Annotated in this window: 24 protein-coding genes and 2 pseudogenes; 7 read left to right on the plus strand and 19 right to left on the minus strand. The window is 62.2% G+C overall.

The genetic code is table 11. From position 1 onward, the window contains the following. Positions 1–57: 57 nt before the first annotated feature. Positions 58–528 carry a hypothetical protein gene (locus SJI00_RS12755; RefSeq protein ID WP_322462077.1) on the minus strand — a complete coding sequence of 157 codons (471 nt, stop codon included), beginning with the start codon at positions 526–528 and terminating at the stop codon, positions 58–60. A gap of 144 nt (positions 529–672) precedes the next feature. Between SJI00_RS12755 and SJI00_RS12760 the strand changes: the two genes are divergently transcribed. Both SJI00_RS12760 and SJI00_RS12765 read left to right on the plus strand, forming a co-directional pair. Then, positions 673–1,230, plus strand: coding sequence for a DUF1523 family protein (locus tag SJI00_RS12760; RefSeq protein WP_322462078.1), 558 nt, complete (start codon positions 673–675; stop codon positions 1,228–1,230). 90 nt (positions 1,231–1,320) lie between these two features. Continuing rightward, positions 1,321–2,571, plus strand: coding sequence for a VWA domain-containing protein (locus tag SJI00_RS12765; protein ID WP_322462079.1), 1,251 nt, complete (start codon positions 1,321–1,323; stop codon positions 2,569–2,571). 46 nt (positions 2,572–2,617) lie between these two features. Here the strand turns inward: SJI00_RS12765 and SJI00_RS12770 are convergent, their stop codons facing one another. From SJI00_RS12770 to SJI00_RS12840, 15 genes are all read right to left on the minus strand, one after another. Further along, positions 2,618–3,196: a TerD family protein gene (locus SJI00_RS12770; RefSeq protein ID WP_322462080.1), complete on the minus strand. Its 579-nt coding sequence runs from the start codon at positions 3,194–3,196 to the stop codon at positions 2,618–2,620. A gap of 30 nt (positions 3,197–3,226) precedes the next feature. Next, positions 3,227–3,802, minus strand: a complete 576-nt coding sequence (locus tag SJI00_RS12775) for a TerD family protein (protein ID WP_322462081.1) — start codon at positions 3,800–3,802, stop codon at positions 3,227–3,229. Positions 3,803–3,833: 31 nt separating this feature from the next. Beyond that, complete coding sequence (locus SJI00_RS12780) at positions 3,834–4,868, minus strand: TerC/Alx family metal homeostasis membrane protein (protein WP_322462082.1); 1,035 nt, start codon at positions 4,866–4,868, stop codon at positions 3,834–3,836. A gap of 11 nt (positions 4,869–4,879) precedes the next feature. Further along, positions 4,880–5,329 carry a tellurite resistance TerB family protein gene (locus tag SJI00_RS12785; RefSeq protein ID WP_322462083.1) on the minus strand — a complete coding sequence of 150 codons (450 nt, stop codon included), beginning with the start codon at positions 5,327–5,329 and terminating at the stop codon, positions 4,880–4,882. A 44-nt stretch (positions 5,330–5,373) separates the two neighbouring features. Further along, the gene (locus SJI00_RS12790; RefSeq protein ID WP_322462084.1) at positions 5,374–6,552 is read right to left on the minus strand and encodes a TerD family protein; all 1,179 of its coding nucleotides are present in this window, start codon (positions 6,550–6,552) and stop codon (positions 5,374–5,376) included. Continuing rightward, on the minus strand, positions 6,549–7,136 hold the full coding sequence (locus SJI00_RS12795) for a TerD family protein (protein ID WP_322462085.1): 588 nt from the start codon (positions 7,134–7,136) through the stop codon (positions 6,549–6,551). The genes SJI00_RS12790 and SJI00_RS12795 overlap by 4 nt, the downstream gene beginning before the upstream one ends. Before the next feature lie 2 nt (positions 7,137–7,138). Further along, positions 7,139–7,894, minus strand: coding sequence for an HAD family hydrolase (locus tag SJI00_RS12800; RefSeq protein WP_322462086.1), 756 nt, complete (start codon positions 7,892–7,894; stop codon positions 7,139–7,141). Beyond that, complete coding sequence (locus SJI00_RS12805; protein WP_322462087.1) at positions 7,891–8,844, minus strand: HpcH/HpaI aldolase/citrate lyase family protein; 954 nt, start codon at positions 8,842–8,844, stop codon at positions 7,891–7,893. The genes SJI00_RS12800 and SJI00_RS12805 overlap by 4 nt, the downstream gene beginning before the upstream one ends. Further along, the gene (locus SJI00_RS12810; protein ID WP_322462088.1) at positions 8,844–9,935 is read right to left on the minus strand and encodes a cysteine protease StiP domain-containing protein; all 1,092 of its coding nucleotides are present in this window, start codon (positions 9,933–9,935) and stop codon (positions 8,844–8,846) included. Before SJI00_RS12810 ends, SJI00_RS12805 begins: the two co-directional genes overlap by 1 nt. Then, a complete protein-coding gene (locus tag SJI00_RS12815) occupies positions 9,928–10,686 on the minus strand; it encodes an HAD family hydrolase (protein ID WP_322462089.1) in 759 nt (252 codons plus the stop codon). Before SJI00_RS12815 ends, SJI00_RS12810 begins: the two co-directional genes overlap by 8 nt. Beyond that, a complete protein-coding gene (locus SJI00_RS12820; protein ID WP_416221030.1) occupies positions 10,676–11,842 on the minus strand; it encodes a phosphoribosyltransferase domain-containing protein in 1,167 nt (388 codons plus the stop codon). The genes SJI00_RS12815 and SJI00_RS12820 overlap by 11 nt, the downstream gene beginning before the upstream one ends. A gap of 16 nt (positions 11,843–11,858) precedes the next feature. Next, a complete protein-coding gene (locus tag SJI00_RS12825; protein ID WP_322462091.1) occupies positions 11,859–12,992 on the minus strand; it encodes a trypsin-like peptidase domain-containing protein in 1,134 nt (377 codons plus the stop codon). Between the two features lie 69 nt (positions 12,993–13,061). Further along, positions 13,062–14,060 (minus strand): ATP-grasp domain-containing protein, encoded by a 999-nt coding sequence (locus tag SJI00_RS12830; RefSeq protein ID WP_322462092.1) that lies wholly within the window; start codon positions 14,058–14,060, stop codon positions 13,062–13,064. 263 nt (positions 14,061–14,323) lie between these two features. After that, positions 14,324–15,745 carry a hypothetical protein gene (locus SJI00_RS12835; protein WP_322462093.1) on the minus strand — a complete coding sequence of 474 codons (1,422 nt, stop codon included), beginning with the start codon at positions 15,743–15,745 and terminating at the stop codon, positions 14,324–14,326. 240 nt (positions 15,746–15,985) lie between these two features. Beyond that, complete coding sequence (locus SJI00_RS12840; protein ID WP_322462094.1) at positions 15,986–17,011, minus strand: zinc-dependent alcohol dehydrogenase family protein; 1,026 nt, start codon at positions 17,009–17,011, stop codon at positions 15,986–15,988. Between the two features lie 207 nt (positions 17,012–17,218). Between SJI00_RS12840 and SJI00_RS12845 the strand changes: the two genes are divergently transcribed. Beyond that, positions 17,219–18,133, plus strand: a complete 915-nt coding sequence (locus SJI00_RS12845; RefSeq protein WP_322462095.1) for a LysR family transcriptional regulator — start codon at positions 17,219–17,221, stop codon at positions 18,131–18,133. Further along, on the plus strand, positions 18,130–18,360 hold the full coding sequence (locus tag SJI00_RS12850) for a hypothetical protein (RefSeq protein WP_322462096.1): 231 nt from the start codon (positions 18,130–18,132) through the stop codon (positions 18,358–18,360). Before SJI00_RS12845 ends, SJI00_RS12850 begins: the two co-directional genes overlap by 4 nt. 10 nt (positions 18,361–18,370) lie before the next feature. On the opposite strand, the gene SJI00_RS12855 is transcribed toward SJI00_RS12850, so the two are convergent. Both SJI00_RS12855 and SJI00_RS12860 read right to left on the minus strand, forming a co-directional pair. Next, positions 18,371–18,508 (minus strand): hypothetical protein, encoded by a 138-nt coding sequence (locus tag SJI00_RS12855; protein ID WP_322462097.1) that lies wholly within the window; start codon positions 18,506–18,508, stop codon positions 18,371–18,373. Positions 18,509–18,594: 86 nt separating this feature from the next. Beyond that, positions 18,595–19,713: an NADH:flavin oxidoreductase gene (locus SJI00_RS12860; protein ID WP_322462098.1), complete on the minus strand. Its 1,119-nt coding sequence runs from the start codon at positions 19,711–19,713 to the stop codon at positions 18,595–18,597. Positions 19,714–19,815: 102 nt separating this feature from the next. Between SJI00_RS12860 and SJI00_RS12865 the strand changes: the two genes are divergently transcribed. The 3 genes and pseudogenes from SJI00_RS12865 to SJI00_RS12875 all read left to right on the plus strand — a co-directional run bounded on the left by SJI00_RS12865 (position 19,816) and on the right by SJI00_RS12875 (position 21,791). Then, positions 19,816–20,199: a winged helix-turn-helix transcriptional regulator gene (locus SJI00_RS12865; protein WP_322462099.1), complete on the plus strand. Its 384-nt coding sequence runs from the start codon at positions 19,816–19,818 to the stop codon at positions 20,197–20,199. A gap of 626 nt (positions 20,200–20,825) precedes the next feature. Next, positions 20,826–21,435 (plus strand): annotated as a pseudogene (locus SJI00_RS12870) (GNAT family N-acetyltransferase). Further along, on the plus strand, positions 21,432–21,791 hold the full coding sequence (locus SJI00_RS12875) for a cupin domain-containing protein (protein ID WP_322462100.1): 360 nt from the start codon (positions 21,432–21,434) through the stop codon (positions 21,789–21,791). Before SJI00_RS12870 ends, SJI00_RS12875 begins: the two are co-directional and overlap by 4 nt. Here the strand turns inward: SJI00_RS12875 and SJI00_RS12880 are convergent. Then, positions 21,791–21,856: pseudogene (locus SJI00_RS12880) on the minus strand (DUF1249 domain-containing protein); the annotation flags it as partial. The gene SJI00_RS12875 and the pseudogene SJI00_RS12880 sit on opposite strands and share 1 nt — an antisense overlap. Positions 21,857–21,915: the final 59 nt, after the last annotated feature.

Consider the following 21,915-nt stretch of genomic DNA (forward strand, 5'->3'; position numbering starts at 1 on the left):
CGGCCGGTGAATGCCCGATCCCCGTCATGTGTGGCCAGCCAAGCGGTAACCCGTCGCTCAGGGCTGCGGCAGTAGCTTGTAGGTATTGCCGTCATAACGCAGCACTGGCCTGCGCGTCCCTGGGCCGGCGATCTCGATATCAGGCCAGCCATCTACGCCCCGATGCGGCAGGAACTGCGGTATGCCCTCGCCGCTGGCCACTTGCCGCCATTCACCGTCGGCCTGCTTGGTCACGATGAAAAAGCCTTGCCCAGTGAAGCCACAGCACAGCGTGCTGCCCTCAGTGATGATCGCGTCGAGACGCCCGTCGCCGTTCAAGTCCTTGACGACGTCCATGGTCACTGGCCGGTAGTTTTCGTAGTGCTCGGCTTCCAGCTGGCAGTCTGTGGGTTGATCGCTGAAGCCTGCTGCACCGAATACCTTCAACTGCTCTGCACGGGACATGCGCTCGCCGGTGTCCGAGGTGTCGGCCAGCACTGGGCCAACGCTTAACAGTGCGCATAGGCCGAGGGGCAATCGTCTTGCCATGGGGTCACTCCTTGCCTGGGTTCACTGCTGCACAGCACGCGCATCCGAGCCGCCGGCGCCTTGAAGGATTTTGCAACATTCTCGCGTCACACCCGCTATCGTTTCCCCTGCATATTCGCCCATTTCCAGCAGAGTGATGTCCCGATGCCTTGGTTGAAACGTTTGATCGCGGTGCTATGCCTGATCGTGCTCGCGGCAGTTGCCCTGAGCTTGCACTATTACCTTCCGCGGCACGAAGTGGTTCGTGTGACTGGGGTCGAGGTCAAGCGCATGGATGCCGACGGCGTGATCAACGCCGAGAACCCGGCCGATGGGCCAACTCGCGACGTGTACTTCATCAATACCGTCAGCAACGATGCCGCACGCGAGGTGGCCGTGTATCGCAATGAAGACACCCGCTGGGGCTTCCCGTGGTACTTCAAGTTCGACAGCGCCGACCTGCAGGCCATGGCGCAAGACTACTCGCGCGACGCCAACCAGCTCGTGGTGATCCGCTATTACGGCTGGCGCGTACAGATGTTCTCGATGTTCCCCAACATCACCAATGTCCAGGCCACCAGCAGCCCCAGCGCGCCGTTCCCACTGTTCAACACCTTGTTCTTCACGATCGCGTTGCTGATCGTGTTGTCCATCACCTTGGCGGTGCGCAACCGACTGCGTCGTCGCCATCGGCCACTGGCGCCCAGCTCGCCGCAACGCTGAGCGCTGTGCTTGCCGGCCCTTGCGCTGCGTCGCCTGCGCACAGGGCCGGCCACCACCCTGCCCTGTTTCCAGCCTTAACAAGGACATTGCATGCAACTCACTCAAGGCCAGCGCCTGCCGCTGTCCACCCTCGGCCTTGCCGAGCGCCTGAGCGTCACCGTGAGCATTGATTCGCGCCATGAGATCGACTTCGCCTGCTTCGGCCTCGACAGCCAGGGCAGGCTTTCCGATGACCGTTTCATGGTGTTCTTCAACCAGCCCAGCGCGCCGGGCGATGCCATTCGCCTGCGCGGTCCGGGCCAGTTCGACATCAACCTGGCGGCGCTGCCCGGTAGTATCGATCGGCTGGTGTTCACAGCCGCCATCGACGGCGACGGTGCCATGAACAGCATCAGCTCAGGCCGCTTCAACGTCGAGGCGCCGGGTCAGCCTAGCGCGGCCACGTGCACCTTCGGCCCGGGCACCTTCAGCGTCGAGAAAGCCATCATGGTGGCTGACCTCTATCGCAAAGGCGGCGAATGGCGCCTGCTGGCCAACCTGCAAGGTTTTGGCGAGGGTCTGGAGGCGCTGGTTCGCCACTTTGGCGGTGAGGTACTGGACGAGCCTGCACCTGCTCCTTCTACGCTGACCGCAACCGTGTCGCTGGAGAAAAAAGTGGCCGCCGCCGCTCCGGCGCTGATCAGCCTGGCCAAAAAAGCCCAGATCAGCCTGGAGAAGAACAACCTCACGCAAGTGCGGGCCAAAGTCGCAGTGGTGCTCGACGCCTCCGGCTCGATGAATGGCCAGTACAGCAAGGGCCGTGTGCAGGAGGTGCTGAACCGATTGATCCCGTTGGCAGTGGCGTTCGATGACGACGGTGACCTCGACGTCTTCGCCTTCGGTGCCAAGCCCGTGCAGCTCTCGGCCGCAACCCTTCACAACTACCAGGACTACATCGCCACCGACCAGGACGGCTGGCGCAAGTGGAGTGTGGGTGCACGGGTGAATGACGAGCCCAAGGCCATGCGTCTGGTGATGGACTATTACCGCCAGGCGGGCGACAAAACCCCGGTGTACATTCTGTTTGTCAGCGACGGCGGCGTGCATGAAAACCGCGCCATCACGCGCCTGATGCTGGAAGCCTCCAGCCAACCCTTCTTCTGGCAGTTTGTCGGCCTGGGAGGATCGAGCTACGGCATCCTGGAAAAACTCGATGACATGGACGGTCGGGTAGTCGACAACTGCAGTTTCTTCGCCGTGGACGATCTGCACGATCTGTCTGAGGAAGAGCTGTACGACCGGCTGATGGAGGAATTCCCCAGCTGGCTGCGCGAAGCGAAAGCACAAGGCATTATTGCTTGAACAAAAAAAACCCCTGCAAGCAGGGGTTTTTTCATTGCATCAAGCCTTAGCCGATGCTCACACCATGGGCTTCGGCCAGCGGCTTCAAGCCACCGGCAAAGCCTTGGCCGATGGCCTTGAACTTGAACTCGTCGTTATGACGGTACAGCTCACCAAAGATCATCGCGGTTTCCGTAGATGCGTCTTCGCTCAGGTCGTAGCGCGCCAGCTCCTTGCCGTCAGCCTTGTTGACCACGCGGATGTACGCGTTGCCCACCTGACCGAAGCTCTGCTTGCGTGTTTCGGCATCGTGAATGGTGACGGCGAAGACCAGCTTCTTCACGGCCTGTGCCAAGCCAGTCAACTTGACGTTGACCTGCTCGTCATCGCCATCGCCCTGGCCCGAGCGGTTATCGCCCAGGTGTTCGATGGAGCCGTCGGCCGACGTCTTGTTGTTGTAGAAGATGAAGCCGGTGTCATCGAGCACCTTGCCGCTTTCACCCACTACGAACACCGAGGCGTCGAGGTCGAACTCAGCGCCGTCGGTGACGCGAGCGTCCCAACCCAGGCCGACCGTGATCTCGGAAAGGCCGGGGGCCTCTTTGGACAGCGAGACGTTACCGCCTTTGCTCAGGCTAACTGCCATGGAGTGTGTTCCTTGTAGAAAAGTAAGGGATCAGAACGCCAGACCGAAGCTGGTCGCTACAGCCTTCAGGCCGCCAGCATAACCTTGGCCGACCGCGCGGAATTTCCACTCGCCGCTGTTGCGGTACAGCTCGGCGAAGATCATCGCGGTTTCGGTAGAGGCGTCTTCGGCCAGGTCGTAGCGCACCACTTCATTACCGTTGGTCTCGTTGACGATGCGGATGAACGCACCGCCGACCTGGCCGAAGCTCTGCTTGCGCGCTTCGGCGTCGTGGATGGTGACGGTAAACACCACTTTGTCGACGTCGGCGGGAACGCGGCTCAAGTCGACCTTGATCACTTCGTCATCGCCATCGCCGGCGCCGGTGCGGTTGTCGCCGGTGTGCTCGACCGACCCGTCGGTGCTCTTGAGCTGGTTGTAGAAGATGAAGTCGGCTTCACTGCGGACCTTGCCGTCGCCCTTGAGCAGAAAAGCGCTGGCATCGAGGTCGAACTCGGTGCCATCGGTCGCGCGCGGATCCCAACCCAGGCCCACGATGATCCGGGTCAGGGAAGGATCGGTCTTGGTCAGGCTGAGGTTGCCACCTTTGGAAAGGCTGAGTGCCATTGGACTAACTCCTTGTGGTTTTACCGAGGTTTCACTTGGTTTCGGCCGGTGCGTCGTCCTTTGCAGGGAAGATCACACTGGCAACGATACCGATGACCAGCGTCACCATGACGATGAGCAGGCTGGTATTTGGATCGATGGTGTAGCCATGGTGGAACATGTGGTCGGTCGCGTTGAGCGCCAGCTTCAGGGCAATGAAGAACAGCAGGGCGATGACGGCCTTCTCCAGGTGCACCAGGTAGCGCTTGAGGGCTTCGAGCACGAAGTACATGGTCCGCAGGCCGAGAATGGCGAACAACATGGCCGAGTAGACGATCAACGGCTCACGGCTCACGGCGATCACCGCTGGCACGGAGTCGAAAGCGAACAGTACGTCGGACACTTCCACCACCACCAGGCAGAGGAACAGCGGCGTGGCGAACAGGCCGCCCTTGGCTGCCAGGCTCATGCCCTTGTTTTCAGGCTTGAGCACCTCGGCTTCGAGCTCCTTGCGACGCACGAAGAAGTGGTTGCCGTGCAGCTTGGGCCAGACCGGGAAAAGCATCTTGGCGAAGCGGTAGGCAATGTGTTTGGAGTAATCCTCTTCTTCTTCGTCGTCCCCGCCGCTTCGCAGCATCATGATCGCGGTCCAGGCCACGATGATCGCGAACACCACCTCCACCCACGGGCCGAACGCCAGCAGGCCGGTACCGATGGCCACGAACACGCCGCGGAACACGATGGCGCCGATGATGCCCCAGTACAGAATGCGATGGCGCAAGCCATCGGGCACCTTGAACCAGGCGAAAATGGCCATGAAGACGAAGAGGTTGTCGACGCTGAGCACTTTCTCCAGCGCGTAGCCGGTGACGAACAGGCTGGCCACCTGGGCGCCATGGTGGATGTAGAGGAAGCCGGCGAAGGCCAGCGAAATGGCGATCCAGAATATCGACCACACCGACGCATTCATCAGGGTGATCTGCTTGTCACCACGGTGCGTGACCATGTCCAGCAGCAGCGCGCCAACCGCGATGCCGATGAAGACCGCCATGGTCAGCGGGGGAAAACCGATATGGGTAGCTTCCACAGTTGTTTACCTTAGAGTTCGAAATCAGCCGGGTTCAAACCCAGCTCCATGCAAATCTGGCGGCAAGCCGCCTTTTCCTTCTCGTCGAAATCACCGTCCGATGCACCGATTGCGCAGGTCACTCGCACCAGCAGGCGCGCTGCACTTTCGTTGTCCTTGATACGGCCGATGACCTTCAACGCTTCTGCCTGACCAATGTGCTGATCGAACTCGAGCTTGGCCACCGCATCGTTGAACACGGCCAGCACGTCGGTCAGGCTGAATACCTTGAGTTCGGGTGAATTGTTCAGAAACGCGACCATCTTCTGCTTTTCTTCAGGCCCTGCGCCGTTGCTCGCCAGAGCGACCATGGCACTGGCATTGGAGACCGCCTCCATGAACTTGCGGTTCTTGTGCTTGGCCACTTCGGTGGTCAGGGATTCGCGGGCTTTAGCCGCGTTGGTTTTAAGCCATGCCAGCATGGGTGTCACCTCGACATACGGGACCAGGCCCGCGAAAAATGTGCTTACTTCGAGCCCGCGCTCCAGCGCATGCCCCAGTTATAGGCCTTGTCCATCGGTTCTTGCGAGCGGTGGAAATCGACCCGCCGCGTGACCTTGACCGATCCCCCGTCATTCTCCAACAAGGCGATGGCGCAGCAACCGAGGCGCCCGCCCTCTTCGTTCAGGCGCACTTCGATTTCTGGCTGGCCAGGGACGAAGATAGTGACCACGCCGTCAGTTTCGGTCCAGTTCGGCGCGCCTTCGTAGATGAAGGCATAGACCAGAATGCGCCGCACCTCGCTCCAGCGATCGCCATTGATGTGCAGCCATTCACCACCGGACACGGAGCCGGTGCGGTCGTCGCCCATCAACTGCACGTACGGTTCGCCGTGCAGCGAGCCGAACGCATTACCCAGCGCCTGTACCACACCCTTGGCGCCATTCTGCAACTCGAACAGGCAACCCACATCCAGGTCGATGGACTTGCTGCGGCCGAAGAAACCGCTCTTGCCCTTGTTCCAGTTGAGGTTGACACGTATCTCGCCGAAGCCGCCGGCCTTCTTGTCCAGGCTGATGGAGCTGCGGGTTTTGTCCAGGGTGATCTTGCTCAGGCTGACGCTAGGCTTGGGCACCGGTGGCGCGGCGGGTGCCGGGGTCGGTACCGGCGGCGTCGGCGTGGAGCTGGAAGCGGGCTCGGGCGCCGCAACATCGACGCCGAAATGGGTCGCCAACGGCGCCAGTCCACCGGCAAAACCCTGGCCCACGCAGCGGAACTTCCATGCGCCCTGGCGGCGGTAGAGTTCGCCAAGAATCAGCGCGGTTTCGTTCATTCCCGCCGTTGGAATCTGCGCTTCGAGCCCCCCGGACAAGGTGACCCCGAGGTTGGCCACACGGGCGAAGGTCGCCTTGTTTTCATGAATGGTGGCGGTCAGTGCGATCTTTTCGATGGCAGCGTCCAGCTTGCTCAGGTCAATCGCAAACACCGCGCGCCCTGCAGCGCTTTCAGCCAGCTGGACCGCGCCGGCCAGAACCGAGGGCTGGCCGTAGAAGCACATGTCGTCGTCGCTGCGTACCTTGCCAGTGGCCGCAAGGGCAAAGGCGGAAACGTCGATATCGGCCCCAGGGATGGCCGAATACATCACTTCCACTCGGGTCATGCCGGTCGCGAGCGCGGCATTGGCGCCGGGGGTCAGCGCGGTCATGCGCGCACCGCCTGGGCCGCGAGACCGACCAGGTCGTCGACCGTACGGCCGCTGGCGGTAGAGCCGATGGTATGGAATTCCCAGCCTGAGGCCCCGCGCGACAAGCGTGCCATGACGATGCCGGTGTGTGCGCCTTGCTGCGACAGGTTGAAACGGGCCAGTTCGGTTTTGTTGGCCGAGTTGATGATGCGGCAGTAGGCGTTCTGCACCCGCTCGAAGTTTTCTCCGGTGAAGGAGTTGACGGTGAACACCAGGTGGGTCACAGCAGCGGGCAGGCTGAGGAGATCGACTTCGATCGACTCGTCGTCACCCTCGCCTTCACCCGTGCGGTTGTCACCATTGTGCACCACCGAGCCATCACGGGATGTGAGCTGGCGGAACCACACGACGTCCATCGACTTCAAGTTGGCATCGAACAGAATGCACGAGGCATCCAGGTCGATACCGGCGCCGCCACCAAACAGCTTGCCCAGGAAACCGGCTTTGACCGGATCCCAACCAAGGCCGAGAGTGACTTTGGACAAGCCACTGCCTGCGGTCTTCTCCAGGGAAATGGTCTGATTCTTCGAGAGGGTGAGTGCCATGGTTACGCTCCTTGTTGGTCGTCATGCTGCTGTTGTGCGCGCCCGCTGCCGGTTACCGGGTTGTTCAACATCTCGCCTTTTTGCAGCTTGGGGCCGATGCGCTGGATGTTCAGCCGGCCGCGCTGCCAGCGCGGATGGAAGTGCCGCCAGTGCGGCTCCTGCGCCGCGGCCAGCAATTCATGGTCGCCACGGGTGTCACCCCAGGCGCGCAGGCGATACTGGTCGAGGGCGCCATAGACGGCCTCAAGGCGCAATACCTTGGCCTCGCAGCGGCAATTGTTGCCACTGATGGCGCCCGTCAGGCGGCCATCGACCACCTCCAGCTCGGTGGCGATCAGCTTGATGCCCAAGTGCTCGGCGAAGGGTTTGAGCACGATACGGGGCGACGCTGAACAAATCGTGACATGCGCGCCACTGGCCACTTCCGCAGCGACCGAGCGCACCCCCGCCGGGCGCATCAGGCGTTTCCAATACGCCGCACGAAACTCGCCAGCCTTGCGCTGCACCCACTGCTCTTCCACACCGGTCAGGAAGGTGGCGATCAGGATGGCTTTGAGCTCATCACGGCTCAGACCTTTGCCGAGGTAACGGAAACAGTCGGGCAGCATGCGAAAGGCGCGCGCCGCAAAGGCGCGCTTGCCGAAGGCGTAGAGCAGAAACGGTAAGAAGCTGTCGCGATGGGTCAAGGTGCCATCGAAGTCGAACACTGACAGTACGTCTGCGCCTGCAGGGCCCGTCTCCATCATTTCCTGGGTCATCGAGCGACCTCCGCTAGTCGTACGGGTTCTGCAATCGCGCCATCGGCAGGCTTCACGCCGTGCCATTTGGCCCGCTCAAGGATATTCACCGCCCAACTGTGGTGGGTGGCCGGTTCGAGCATTGCATCGTTGTGTCTGAACACCGCCGGAGCGGTGTCATTGAGGATCATGCGCGCGCAGTTGAGGTCCTCGATGGACACGCGAAAGCCTTCATTGATCGGCGCAATCTGCGAGGGGTGAATCGCGGTCTTGCCCACCAGACCATGGGCGATGTCCAGCTGCAACTCTTCGGCGAGCAGCTGCGGAGTGGCCAACTGCTCGAACACAGGCCCGGTCAGCGCGAACCCCTGCGCGCCCAGCACCCCTGCCAGCATCGGGATCACGTAACCCATGGGGGTCTGGTACAGCGTGGTGGCCGGGTTGCGACGCAGGCCCAGGCAGCTCATGAGGTCATTGCCACCGATGCGCAAGGCCAGCACCCGCTCACCGAGCGCCTCATGCATCGCGCAGCCCAGGTCCGACATGGCGCTGGAGTGGAACACTTCGCGGGTTTCCAGCGTGGGCATCAGCAGCAGGTCAGGGTTGGACACCGCCCCGGCCCATTGGCTGAGGTTGGCCATCGACAGTTTTGGCAAGACGAAGCCATCGACGCAGGTGATGTTGGCCCAGTCATTGAGATAGGCGGCCATCTGCGCGTCTCGCGGGCGAACGAACACCAACGGTCCGCTAGAGGTGCTGGCATCGCCGGCACCCGATCTGGCCTGGCCGAGCACCGTGCGCAGCGCGTCCAGCGCATGTTCCACGTCGGCGGCAGCGACGGCGTCTTCCAGACAGATCACCATCGAACGCAAACCTGACAGCTTCGTGCCCTGCATGACATCGAGGATGTCTGGCCGAGTCGCCGGCATGTACAAAGTGGCACCCAAGGCAAACGGTGAAATCTTTCCCATCAACTGACCCCCCGAATTATGGTGACCGCGCGATAGGGGCCAAGTTCATCACCTACAGCCTGCACCTCGATGCCCGCGCGGTCGGTGAGATGGATCAGCAGTTGTACGTCGGCATCATCGCGGTCGCGCACCAGCACCTGGTCGGGCACGCGGCGCAGGACAGCGCGAGTGGCTTCGGCGATTCCGGGCTTGATACGGTTCAGGTTGCTGATGTCGAAGCGGCTCGACAGACGTTGCACAACCTGCATCGCCTGTTCCTGCAATTGCGCCGCTTGAGCAGGCGTCCACGGCTTGGCAGGTTCAACGGCCACGCCGGCGCGTGCGGCCTCGATGCGGTCGATGAAGCTGCGGGTAACATCGTGCGGACCCAGCGCGTCATACACCACGCAACCATGCAGACCGCCATCGGCCGGCCAGATGGAGCGTGAAACCAGGCCCGAGACCGTCGCGCCCAGGATGCCCGAAGGAATGATCCAGTCTTCCGCAGAGGCCGCCAGCCAGGCGCGTGCGCAAGGGTCGGCCAGCACCACCATGCGCGGGCCGTCGGGAAAGCGCGGATCATGACCCAGGCAACGCGCCAATTCTCCGGCAATGGCCCCCTTGCCGGTCCAGCCATCGACGAAGACGATGTTCTGTGCGCCATGGGCGCGGATGATTGCTTCGAGCGCCGCGGTATCGATACCGCGGTCGCGCACGATACTGATGCCGTAGTGGCAAGCATCGCGGCCCAACCCGAGCAAGGCCCGGCGCAGCAACACGCCCAGCGGCAGCCCGGCCCGGACAAAAGACACCAGCACGATCGTGCCCGCTGCGTATTGCTCGGCCAGCGACAGCGCCAGCGATTGCACATCGGCCGCCATACGCAGGCCGTTCTGCCGCAGGCTGCGCTCGAACAGCGCCATGTGGGTGGATGACGGCGCATGCTCGGCGCTGATCATTTCTGAATAGTGCTTCTGCTGGGTCTGGATCAGACGTTCCTTTTCAAGCACGTCAGTCAAGGCCAGATCGACCGGACGCAGCAGAAAATGCACGTCATCGGGCAGGTAACTGCCACTGCCGACGGTGCTTGCAGCGAGTTCGAGGTCAATCATCGGCATGCTCCTGCACCACTGCCGCCAGTTGGCTGCGCGATGGCGTGGCCCAGAAATCGCACAGATTCATGAAGCCGAGGTCGGTGATACTGTCGCCAAACCCAAGCACCAGCCGCTCGCCATGCTGCCGACGGTCGCGGGCCAGGTAATGCTGCACCGCTGCGCGCTTGCACAAGCCGACCGGCAACAGCGCCAGGTTGTTGCCGTTGCGGTGACTGTGCAGGTCGGTCAGCAGCCCCTGCGTTTGCAAGGCCTCAAGCACCCGTTGCAGATCGTGATCACTGCCGCTGTTGTGCTTGATGACCACGTAGTGGCGCTGGTCGGCCTCCTCCACCACCCACCCCCGCAACGACACACCGAGCGTGTCGGCCAGGCCCAGGGCGGTCTCGCACAGCTCTGGCAAGCGTTCATGGAACGGAGCAAGCACCTCGCCCATCAGGGCATGCCAGTCCTTGTCGACGCCACCCTCAGGATCGAGAATCAGGCCGCCATGGGCGCAGACCGCTCCGCGAGTGAACCCCAGCCGTACTCGACTGAAGGCTTCGGCGCTGCGGGCGGTCACGGGTACCACGTCAGCGGTGGCCAGCAACCAGTCAAGCAGCGCCTTCTGCACAGCGCTCTGGTAGCCGCTCACGCCGCCGTCGACGTCGTACGAGGCAGGATGGCGAGCGGTATTGGCGGGCATCTTGCGTGCGGTCTGGAACAGTGTGTCGTCCAAGTCGACCAGTACCAGGGGGCGTTCATTGGCCATCGACGAGGACCTCTGCGTTCAGTGCGTCAATCAGCGTGCGTGGTACCGCCTGGGCATCGGTTTCGCTGCAGATCAGCACACGGTCGAATTGCCCGGGCGCGACGTTATAAAGGAAATTGACGATGCCCAAACCATAGTTGTCGGAAAAACTCAAAGCATGCTCGATGCAATGTCCGAGTGCGATCGGCGAACGCGTGGTGGAGCTGAAATACACCTCGGCACCCGCACGTTCCAGCCGCTCGGCGAGCAGGAACGGCTTCCACACGAACTCACCGGTGCCCAGCACCAGCACGCGCTCGCCAGGGGTGACCGTTACGCCGCTGCCAAGCGTATCCCGAACACCACAGGTGCCCAGACGGCCCCAGTCATTGGCCGGGTCCAGCGGCCATTCGCCGATGGCCACCGTGCCGGTTTCGGGCATCTGCGGTAGCGCTGCTTCAGGATTTTCGGTGAATGCGTAGGCGCCGCTGAGCAACGAGACCTGCTCGACCGAGGCGCCCAGGTCAGCGCTCAGCGCTCCACTCGACCAGTCGGTGAGCACGCAGGTGACCACCCGCTCGAGCTGATCCACCCCCGCTGCGACCAAGGCGCGATGCAGGTTGACGAACGTGCGCCCGGTGGATGCTTCATCATCGATCATCACCAGGGAGCGCGCGCTGCGCAGGCGCGCAGACAACACCGGGTCGACTGGCTCATGGACAAGGTGAGCGCTGGCGTGGCTGTGTTCTTCTTCAAAACGCGTGAAAAGATGCTCACTGACGGGGTGCCGTGTGCTGACCAGGTACATCGAGTCTGCACGGTCGGCGCTGTACACCCGGTGTACCCCGGCGCCCAGCCCAACCGCCGTTTCGGCCATGCCGATCAGCAGCACCGGGCCTGGCAGGTCCGCAGGAATCTGCGCCGCGAGCGCCTGGTACGTGTCTTCCATCACCGACGGTTTGACCGGAATGTGCTTGCCCAACACCTTCGAGACGAACAGAAATGCTCGCTTGGGGTTGCGCCGCTCGGCAAATCCGAAGAGCGCCTGCGCCGCGACACGGCTGCCGTGCACATCGACGTCAAGCACGCCACGGGTCAAGGCCGCGCTAAGCCGGATAGGTTGCTGGTTCACTGCACTGTGTTTCCTGTGTGGACGGCGTCCATCGAACGTCGTCATAAGCCTGGGCGCCGCATCAGCGGCGCGCCTCAATTTTCCAAAGCGAAGGTTGTGCGGCGCGGGCGATCTCGGCGGGGCTCTTGAGCGCTCCGGGCTCCGGCACGCTGACCGGCACGTGACACGCCTCGAGAAAGGCGGCGAGCACTTGCGCCTTTACCGCGAAATTCATGTTTTGCGCATCAGGCACGGTAGACGTCACCATGCCGACTACCGCGCCCCTGGCATCGAACAGCGGACTTCCGCTGGAACCGGGCTGAATAGCGGCAGTGAACTGCAATAAGGTGGCGTCATTACGCAGACCGAACAGCGCCGAGACGCCGCCTTGGGTTACATGCGCCCCACCTCCTGCGAAGCCTGCCAGGGGGAACCCCACGGCAGTGACGGGATCGCCCAGGGCGCAGCCGCCGCTTGCAGCAACCTGGACCGGCTGCAGCACTGCGGCATCCACACGCAGTAGCGCGATGTCGTTGGTGGTGTCGACCATTACCGGCTCAGCCCGATGACGGCCACTGAAGGCCTGGATCTCAATCGCCTGCATGCCCTCGATGACATGAGCGCAGGTGAGCAGCGTGTTGCCAGACACCGCAAAGCCGGTGCCGGTCGCGTAGGCCGCAGTGGTGTCCCCCGCGCTGCCACGCCCGCCCGGTCGTTCAGGATGGTTTTCATCGAGCTCGATGTCCAGGCGCCGGCCAAACGCAGCCAGCCCATAAGCCGAACCTTCGGCCAAGGCGCGAAACTTCCACTGCCCGGCCCTTAGGTAGAACTCGCCCAGGATCAAGGCGCTTTCGCCCTGCCCGCTGACATCCAGCGTGTAGTGGATGGTCTGGTCGATGCGCAGCGTTAACGATCCCAGGGCGCTGACAGGGCCCAGATTGGCGTAGCGATAGACCAGCAGCAGTACACGGTCGCTGCCCTCAGGGAGGTGGCCCAGGCGCAGCGTGCAGCCGACCTGGGCGGGGTCGCCACTCCAGGTCATCCATGCAGATTGTTCGACATGCAATAGCGCGGCAGGACCGGTGGGCGCGCGGCGCTCATTCACTGGCAGCAGGGCAACGGCGGCAATAGCGCCAAAGGCGTCGGCCACGGATGAGGTGAGGGTCCATGCAGGGGTGCTGGAGCCAATAGCGGTGTTCGCGCCGGGTGTCAGCATGTCTCGCTCCATGAGTGACCCACCGCAGAGTGGCGGGATTGCGCAGCAGGCTTCGGCAGCATAGGCACTTCAGCCCTGGGCCAGGACGGCGACGGTGATGGGTTTGACCCGCACTGCGTCGATCCAGTGGCCAGCAGGTTCTGGCAGGCCGAGTCGGCGGGTCGCAAAAATGCCCGCCAGGTTGATACCGGTCATGCGGGTATAGCCGATTCCGCCAGAGTAGCGTGGATTGATCTCCAGAAGTCGCGGCTGGCCATCGATGTCGTCGCGGGTCTGGACATTCACGATGCCATCGCAGTGGAAATGCTCTGCAGCGGCGATCGCTAATCCAGTGGCAGCGGTATCGCGCTCGAATCGCTGGTGTGCGCCGGACTTGCGCCGGCCAACATAGGCCACCACCCTGCCCGCCTCGCAGACCATGTCGACCGAACACTCAGGGCCCGGCAGGTACGGCATGACCAGCAACGGCTCGCGCTCGGGCTGGGCGGCATAGGCGCGCAAGTAGGTGGCGAAGTCGACTTCGCGCGCGTCAGGGTTGGCGAAGCAGCGATACGGGTCAAGACCTTCTCGCAGCCGCCAGAACCCCTGCCCGTAGATGCCCACCACCGGTTTGACGCACACCTCGCCGCTGGCACGGCAGGCCTGATAAGCGGCCTGCAGCTGCTCCGAGCTGGTGACGGTAGTGGCGGGAATGCAAGCCAGCCCAGCGGCGTGGGCCATGGCAGTGAACGTGGCCTTGTCGTCGACGCAAGCGAAGGTGTGCGGGCTCAGGCCGCCGGTGACCAGGGTCAGGCCGGCGGCGTTGAAGTCGGCGCGGTGCGCTTCATAAAGTGCGCCCAGACGACCGGCGACCACGACCTGGACGCCGCGTGCGACGGCTGTGTGGATGACCCACGGGATACGCTCGTCAGAGTCAGCTGGTTCTTGCAGTGCGATGTCAGCGAGGCCCGTGATTTCAGGCCGGTCCGATCGATGCGAGGCCGTTATACGAATGTGTGCCGGCAGTGCCTCGCGAGCACCCAGCAGGATGTCGCGCTGAGACGCCTGCCCTTCCAAAAACCAGATCATGGAGTTACCTACGCTGCGTTGAACCTGCGAGCACGACAGGGCCGCATTCTGTCAAGGGTGAAATGCCGCATCGGGCACCTGTGACGCGCCGCTAGTATGGGCCCGACCCGAGCCGCGCGCAGCCCTTCAAGTTGTTGAAAACAGGGGAATTGTATTGCGACTTGTGAATACGCTGACGTCCGTTCCCAGCACCGAACTCGCTCTTTGGAGCACGCAGATCAGGAAAAATTCGCCCGCTCGCTGTAGAACAATCCTACGGCAGTTTACGATACTGGAGGGGCCGGGCGATCCATGTTCGATTCTTGAAAAGTTTTGCACTGGCGTAGCAGGCGCAGGCCGGCATCTCGCCGCGCCAGATAGCGAGGCAGGCAGAGCGTACGATCATCCAGCCGCAAGCCATACAAACCCTGCATCTGCGCCAGCGACAATCCGCTGACACTCACCAACCAGCGCACCACCGCCTCAGGGCACGGACGCCCCTGTAGTGCGTTGTGCACATACGGCAGTGCCACACGCATGTTGGGATGGCAACGCCGCAGCCACGCTTCGAGCCGCACGCCGCGCGCTATGAACGGGGCGAACAGCAGGCAGGCCAGTTGCTCCTCACCCAGACCATAGCCGCGCAGCAGACGCTCTTGAGCCACGAGGCGCACCGCCTGCGACGTGCCTTGCAACGCTTGAGCCGTGTGCCCGGGTGCCGAATGCACGCCTTCCCGGTCGCTGGCAATACGTATGTACTGGGCTTGCAGACCACGCAAGTGAGCGACAAGCGGCCGGTCGTTCCAGGCCTCAAGCCCGGCTTTGGGCACTGTACAGCCTGAGGCACTGCTGAGCATGCCCTCCAGACGGTCCCGCTGGCCAATGTGCTGCAACAACTCGTCCAGGCCGAGCACCTGCAAGCCGCACGCGTCACTGTACGGCGCACTGCGAGGCGGCAGCACGCAAGGCCCGCTGGGTAACTGGGCCATGCGCGCCTGCAGACGCGCCATGGCCTTGATCACAGTGCTGGCGCACTGCAAGGAAGCGGGCCGACCGGGCTCGGCCAGGCGCAGACAGCGTCGACTCCAGGCCAGCAAACGGCGCCGCTGGGCCGCAGGTACGGCGGTGACCAGTGCACTCATGCCTTCTTCGCACGTCAGCGCCGATGTGCAGGCGCGGGCCATCTGCAGCCACATGCGACTGCCCACCAACCCCTCCACGTCGCCTTCCAACACGTGACCGAACAGCAGCCAGGCGTCCTTGGCGAGCACGTGCGGTGGTTCGGCATGGCCCGGCCGCGCTTCGAATGGCCGCAAGCCAGCGGGGTCGGCGATGAACAGTTCCACGCGGGGATCGTTGTGCAGAAACAAGGCATCGAAACACTGCGCATGGCGCGCCAACTCGACCGCGCTCATCCCTGGCTGGCGCAACACCAGAACCCGCAAGCCGAAGGTCTGTGACGCGCGCTGGGCAATACTCAGCTGCGCCGCACGCAGGCATGCCAGCAAATGAGCACTGAGCCGATCATTGCCATGCAGCACCAACAAGCGGAAATCGCCGATCCGCTCGATGCCGCCCGCCGCGACCAGCAGCCGCTGGATCAGCAGTTGCAGCGAGGCGCGCTGGGCCTGGCTGAAATGCTCGTGAAGGCGCCCGAGCACCTGCTGAAAAATGGATTCAATGGCGTGATCATGCATTTCACTCATCGCGTACTTTCCTCATCCCTGAGCCGCTCAGGCGACAGACACCCGACCCCGCGTGGCCGGATTGGGCACGAGGGAGTCTTTCCTACCGTTGACGGTAATAATTCAGTGCCGATTTAGCGATGAGGGTTTATTCCTAAACGCGGTAGGAATAGTTGTTTTACCGCGTAGGATATTTCTTCAGAGACTCAGCGGGGGCATCGCTGGGCGGGTGCTGCCCCAAGGGAGCACGCGCCGCCGCGCTCACTCGACCTGGTCCATCGCGAGTACCACGCGACCGCCGCATGGGCAGGCATCCATGTGCCGGTGGGCCTCGACCACTTGATCGAACGGATAGACCTTGATGATCTGTGGGGTCAGCAGGCGCTCGGCGGTGAAGCGGTTGATGTCGTCCAGCGCGCGCTGCAAAGCCGACACATCCTGATCAATACCCAGTTCTGGCTTGCCGGTGAAGTTGCTCACGCAGTGCAAATGGAACTGAATGTTCTTCTTGAACGCGGCGCAGGCCGGGAATGGCGTCTGATTCCCACCCTGCAAGCCATACAGCACCAGGCTACCGCGCGGCGCCAAGACATCGCCAAGCAGCGACATCTGTGGGCCGCCCAAGCCATCGAGCACCATGTCCACGCCGCGGTTGGCGGTGTACTTGCCGACCTGCAGCAGCAGGTCCTGCTCTTCGGTGACGATGACCTGCGCCGCGCCCAGGCTCAGCAGGTACTCGCGCTGATCGGGCTCTTTGGTCGCAGCCAGCACCTTGAGCCCCAGCGCCTTGCCCAACTGCACGAAGGCAGGGCCTGCACAGTGGCTGGCGTCGGTCACCAGTGCGGTCTGGCCAGGCTTGGCGCGGGCCAGGTCGATATAGGCGAAATAGGCGATCAACAAGGGCGTGTAATGGACGCTGGCCTCGATCGGCGTCAGCACTTCGGGGTAGCGCGTCAAGGCGCTGCGCGGCAGCACGATGACATCGCCATAGACCGGGTGATCATTCGGGCTGGTGGCCGGGAAACTCGCCACCCGGTCACCCACAACCAGATCCTCGACACCCTCGCCCACAGCGCTGACCACACCAGCCATCTCATGGCCGATACCGGACGGCAGACGCACTTGCGAAGGCGCCAGGTTCTGCCGCCAGAGCACGTCATACCAGCTGACACCAATGGCCTCGACACGCACCTGCACCTCGCCGCTGGCCGGGCTCGGCTCAGGGCGTTCCTCACAGCGCAGCACATCGGCGGCGCCGAACTTGTGGAATCGGATGATGCGGGACATCGCCTACCTCAGCTATGTGAATCTCGTATGACCGGACTGTATCCGGGGGCCAGCGCTGAGACCATCAGCGGCTATTAATAGTCGACATGCCTGCCATCGATTGGGTTCGTGGCAATTTGCCCTAACTCGCCCGGAAAACGGTGCAGGGTAACAGCCTTTGCCCGTAAGATTCACCCTGCTCCCGCCCAGGCACCAGGCACCCGCCCCATGAACCGTAACGACCTGCGCCGCGTAGACCTCAACCTGTTGATCGTCTTCGAGACCCTGATGTATGAACGCAGCGTGACCCGCGCGGCGGAAAAACTGTTCCTCGGCCAACCCGCCATCAGCGCCGCGCTGTCGCGCCTGCGCAACCTGTTCGACGACCCGTTGTTCGTGCGCACCGGCCGCACCATGGAGCCCTCGGCCCGCGCGCAGGAGATCTTCGCCCTGCTCTCGCCGGCGCTGGACTCGATCTCCACCGCGGTCAGCCGCGCCGCCGAGTTCGACCCGGCCACCAGCAACGCGGTGTTTCGCATCGGGTTGTCAGACGACGCCGAGTTCGCTCTGCTGCCATTGCTACTCAAACGCATCCGCGCCGAAGCGCCGGGCATCGTGTTGGTGGTACGGCGGGTCAACTACCTGCTGATGCCGACCCTGCTCGCCTCAGGCGAAATTTCGGTGGGCGTGAGCTACACCGCCGACCTGCCCGCCAACGCCAAACGCAAATTGCTGCGCCGCAGCATGCCCAAACTGCTGCGCGCCGACAGCATCCCCGGCGCGATCAGCCTGGATGACTTCTGCAGCCGGCCGCATGCGCTGGTGTCATTTGCAGGGGACTTGTCCGGCATCATCGACCAGGCGCTGGAGGGGCTGGGGCGCAAGCGTCAGGTGGTACTGGCCGTGCCGCAGTTCAACGGCTTGGGCAGTTTGCTCTCCGGCACCGACATCATTGCCACGGTGCCCGACTATACAGCCGAGGTCCTGACGGCCGCCGGCGGGTTGCGCGCCGATGACTTGCCGTTGCCGATGGAGCGGTATGAGCTGCACATGGCGTGGCGTGGAGCGCAGGATAACGATCCGGCGGAGCGGTGGTTGCGGTCGCGGATTCAGATGTTTTTTGGGGATCCTGAGAGCCTGTGAAGGAAAGCCGTTTCCCCATCGACACCGACCCCGACATCGACCTTGAGAAGCCACGCGACATCGCCTACGGCGTGCGCCGCGATGGGGCGCAGCACATTCCTGCGCTTAAAGCCAAAGCCGCAACGATCGAGGTACTGCAGCCCAACCAAGAGCGCACCTTCGAAGAGGCGGCCAAACAAGGATTGACCTGCAAGTTTGCCCAACTGTCCCTGACGTTCATCTACTGATCTGGGGGATTTAGTGGCGCTTTGAAAACCACCTCTTGCCCGTCATCTGCATGAACCCGTCAGCCAAGTCGAACTGGAGCATCACCATCACCGAGCTGCGCCGCCCGCGCACCATGGCCTTGGCCATGGCCCGACGCGTACGCAGCATGACCCGTGCCAGATCGGAAGCTCGTCTTCTGATCGCTTGCGACCAGACCCTGGGCAGCAGCACCCTCACCACCCAGGCGGCCAGGCTCAGACCAATTCGGCTAACGATGCCGGATTGAAGCCGGTCAGATCTGCGTAATGACCCTGTTTCACCTTGGCGACCCAATCTTTGTCACTGAGCAGAACACGCCCGACAGCGATCAGATCAAATTCCTCACGCTCCATGCGCTCGATGAGGCGTTCCAGGCTTGCAGGCGCTGAGCCCTTGCCGGCGAACGCATGAGTAACGTCGTTATCCAGCCCTATGGAACCGACACTTATGGTCGTGGCTCCAGTCACTTTCTTGGCCCAGCCCGCGCAGTTCAGCCCGTTCGCACCGTCGATCTCGGGAAACTCAGGGTCCCAGAAGCGTCGCTGCGAGCAATGCAGAACATCGACACCGGCCTCGACCAGCGGCAGCAACCACTCTTCCATCAACGCCGGGGTCTGGGCGAGGCGCACGGCGAAGTCCTGCTGCTTCCACTGGCTAACGCGCATGATGATGGGGAATTCGGGCCCGACTGCATGGCGCACAGCAGAGACGATCTCAGCGGCAAAGCGCGATCGCTCTTTGATTGTCGGTCCGCCGTAACGATCAGTGCGCCGGTTGGTACCTGCCCAGAAAAACTGATCGATCAGATAGCCATGAGCCCCATGAATTTCGACCGTGTCGAAGCCCAGGCGCTTAGCATCCGCCGCGGCGTTGGCGAACGCAGCCACTGCGTCTGCAATGGCCTCCTCGCTCATTGCGACACCACGCGGATTGTTTGGCGAATCGAGGCCGGACGGGCTCTCGACCGGCGCATCAGGTTCCCAGCCGCTCACATCACGCACCGCGCCGGTGTGCCAGAGTTGCGGTCCCATACGGCCACCCGCACGGTGAACAGCAGCGATCACGTTCTTCCATCCCGCCAAAGCCGCTTCCCCGTGGAAAAAGGGAATGCCGGGGCCATTACGTGAAGCCGGACGGTCGATGACCGTCCCTTCCGAGAGGATCAGCCCAACCTGCCCCTCTGCCCGCCGCCGATAGTAGGCTGCGCTTGGTTCGCCAGGAATGCCCTCGGGCGAAAACTGCCTGGTCATCGGCGCCATGACAATCCGGTTCTTCAGTTCAAGCGACCGCAATGAAAAAGGACGAAATAAAATGCTGGTATCAGGATTTGCCATCGGATGGACTCCATTTGCTTTCGGAAGCCCTATAAGTATATTTTGTAGACCTAATGTCAATTAGGCACCTAGAGTCGCCTAGGTATACTTGAGGAAACTTGAATGCTGGAATTGAAGCCACAATGTTTCTCGTCCGACTGTCCCAGCCGGGCGCTGTTTGACCAAATCGCAGATAAGTGGTCGATGATGGTTCTGGCAGTGCTTGACGACGGCCCGCATCGTTTCAACGCCATCAAACGCCGTCTTGAAGGCGTCACTCAGAAGGCACTTACACAGTGCCTGAGGCGGCTGGAACGAAATGGTCTGGTCTCGCGCCAAGTCATCTCGTTTTCACCTGTGGCAGTCCAGTATGAGATCACTCAACTTGGTCGAACATTGCAGCAGCCTTTCCGCGAACTGCATAAATGGACGCTGGACAAGTTGCCCGAGGTTGAAGCGTCTCGGTTGAAATTTGACCAGGCTGGGCAAGTGAACCTCACAGACTGAGTCTTTATCCACTGGCCGCTACGGGGCACCTGCAACGCATCTTTGCAACGTGGATGAAAGGTCTTGACAGTCAGGATGCATCGCTAACATCGTCATAAAAGACAAGACATCGACACCATGGAGACTTGCAACACGACCGCCCTTGCGCCAGTGCAACTGGGGGGCTGGTTTGATGGGGGTGAGAGTAACCCTGCACCTCGCCCGTCACCGGCATCCGATCAGGTGATCAGGTGATCAGGTGATCAGCAGCCTCGACCGTGGTTGAGTCGATCATCCAGCACGGTCAATCAAACCGTGTTCGTCTAATCTCAGGTGCAGACGCTTGAGCATCTGATCGATGCGTCCCGTTTATGCCGCCAGTCGCCAAACCGCTGATACCCCTGATCGAAACGACCCATGCGCCAGCCGTTTCTGGCTCAATCATGAACGATCGGGCTGCAGTGAAAAGCAGATTGACGCGATTCTCCCCAGGCCTGCACCCTTTCACCGCCACCTGCAATCGAGCATGACGGCAACGTCGCGCGCCGTGCTGACAATGTTCGCCCAGAGCATGATGGGTACCCTTCAAACCGCCTACCCTGCCTCCCTGTCAACGGCCCAGCTGGTAAAACCAACCCTCCGATTCCATGGAAACACTGCACATGCCTATCGACTTCAGGCCCGCTCAGGCCTCGGACGCGCACGACATTGCGCGCTTCTTCCAACTGACCTCCGAGGGCATGGCTGACTACATCTGGAGCCAGCTTGCCGCACCGGGGGAAGCACTGCTGAGCGTCGGAGCGTCGCGCTACGCCCGGGAACAGGGCGACTTCTCCTACAAGAACTGCCTGATGGCCACGGACGAAGGGCGCGTGATCGGCATGATGCACAGCTATGCCTTGCGCGTGACTGCAGACAGGCCTGCGGAGACCGACCCGGTACTCGCGCCTTATGCCGACATGGAAATACCTGACACCTTGTACATCTCCAGCCTGGCCTTGGACGAGGCCTGGCGCAGCCAGGGGCTGGGCGCGCAGTTTCTTCGCCACGCCCAGCAGCGCGCCGAGACCGCTGGTTTGAATGGGCTTTGCCTGATCGATTATGCAGAAAACCACGGTGCGCGCCGCTTCTACGAACGTCATGGTTTCCGGGTTGTGAAAACCTGCCAGATCGTAGCTCACCCGATGCTGAACGTGAGCGGTGACGCCTATTTGATGTATCGCCCTAACCCATAACGTGCTCGAGAAAACACCATGAACAAGACACTCACCGTATTCCGCGAGCTGGATATCCAACCGGTACGCGACCTGCCGTTTTTTGGAGAAGTCGTGCAAGGCGACCCTCACACGTTGACGTCCAAGTACTATCACGACGAAGCACAAGGTCGTATTTCCGGAGAATGGGAAGCCACAACCGGCGCGTGGCGCATCGATTACAAAGTCTGGGAGTTCTGCCATGTGCTGACTGGACGCTGCGTCATCGAGCTTGAAGGTTGCGCCCCGGTGTCACTGGCCGCCGGCGACACGTTCATCATCGAACCGGGTGCCAAGGGCACATGGACGGTGCTCGAAGACATGAAGAAGAACTTCGTGATCCTCTTGCCCACGAACTAGTACACCTGCACCTCCATCTGCGGCACCGGCAACCACGGCAGGCTGTGTTCCTGGCGCACGCGCAACACCATGACCTCGGCCAGCCCCCGGGCCGGTCGAGCCAAACCAGCAGGCGTGTCGAGCA

It is taken from the genome of Pseudomonas gebzensis (genome assembly GCF_034427815.1).
Classification (GTDB): Bacteria; Pseudomonadota; Gammaproteobacteria; order Pseudomonadales; family Pseudomonadaceae; genus Aquipseudomonas.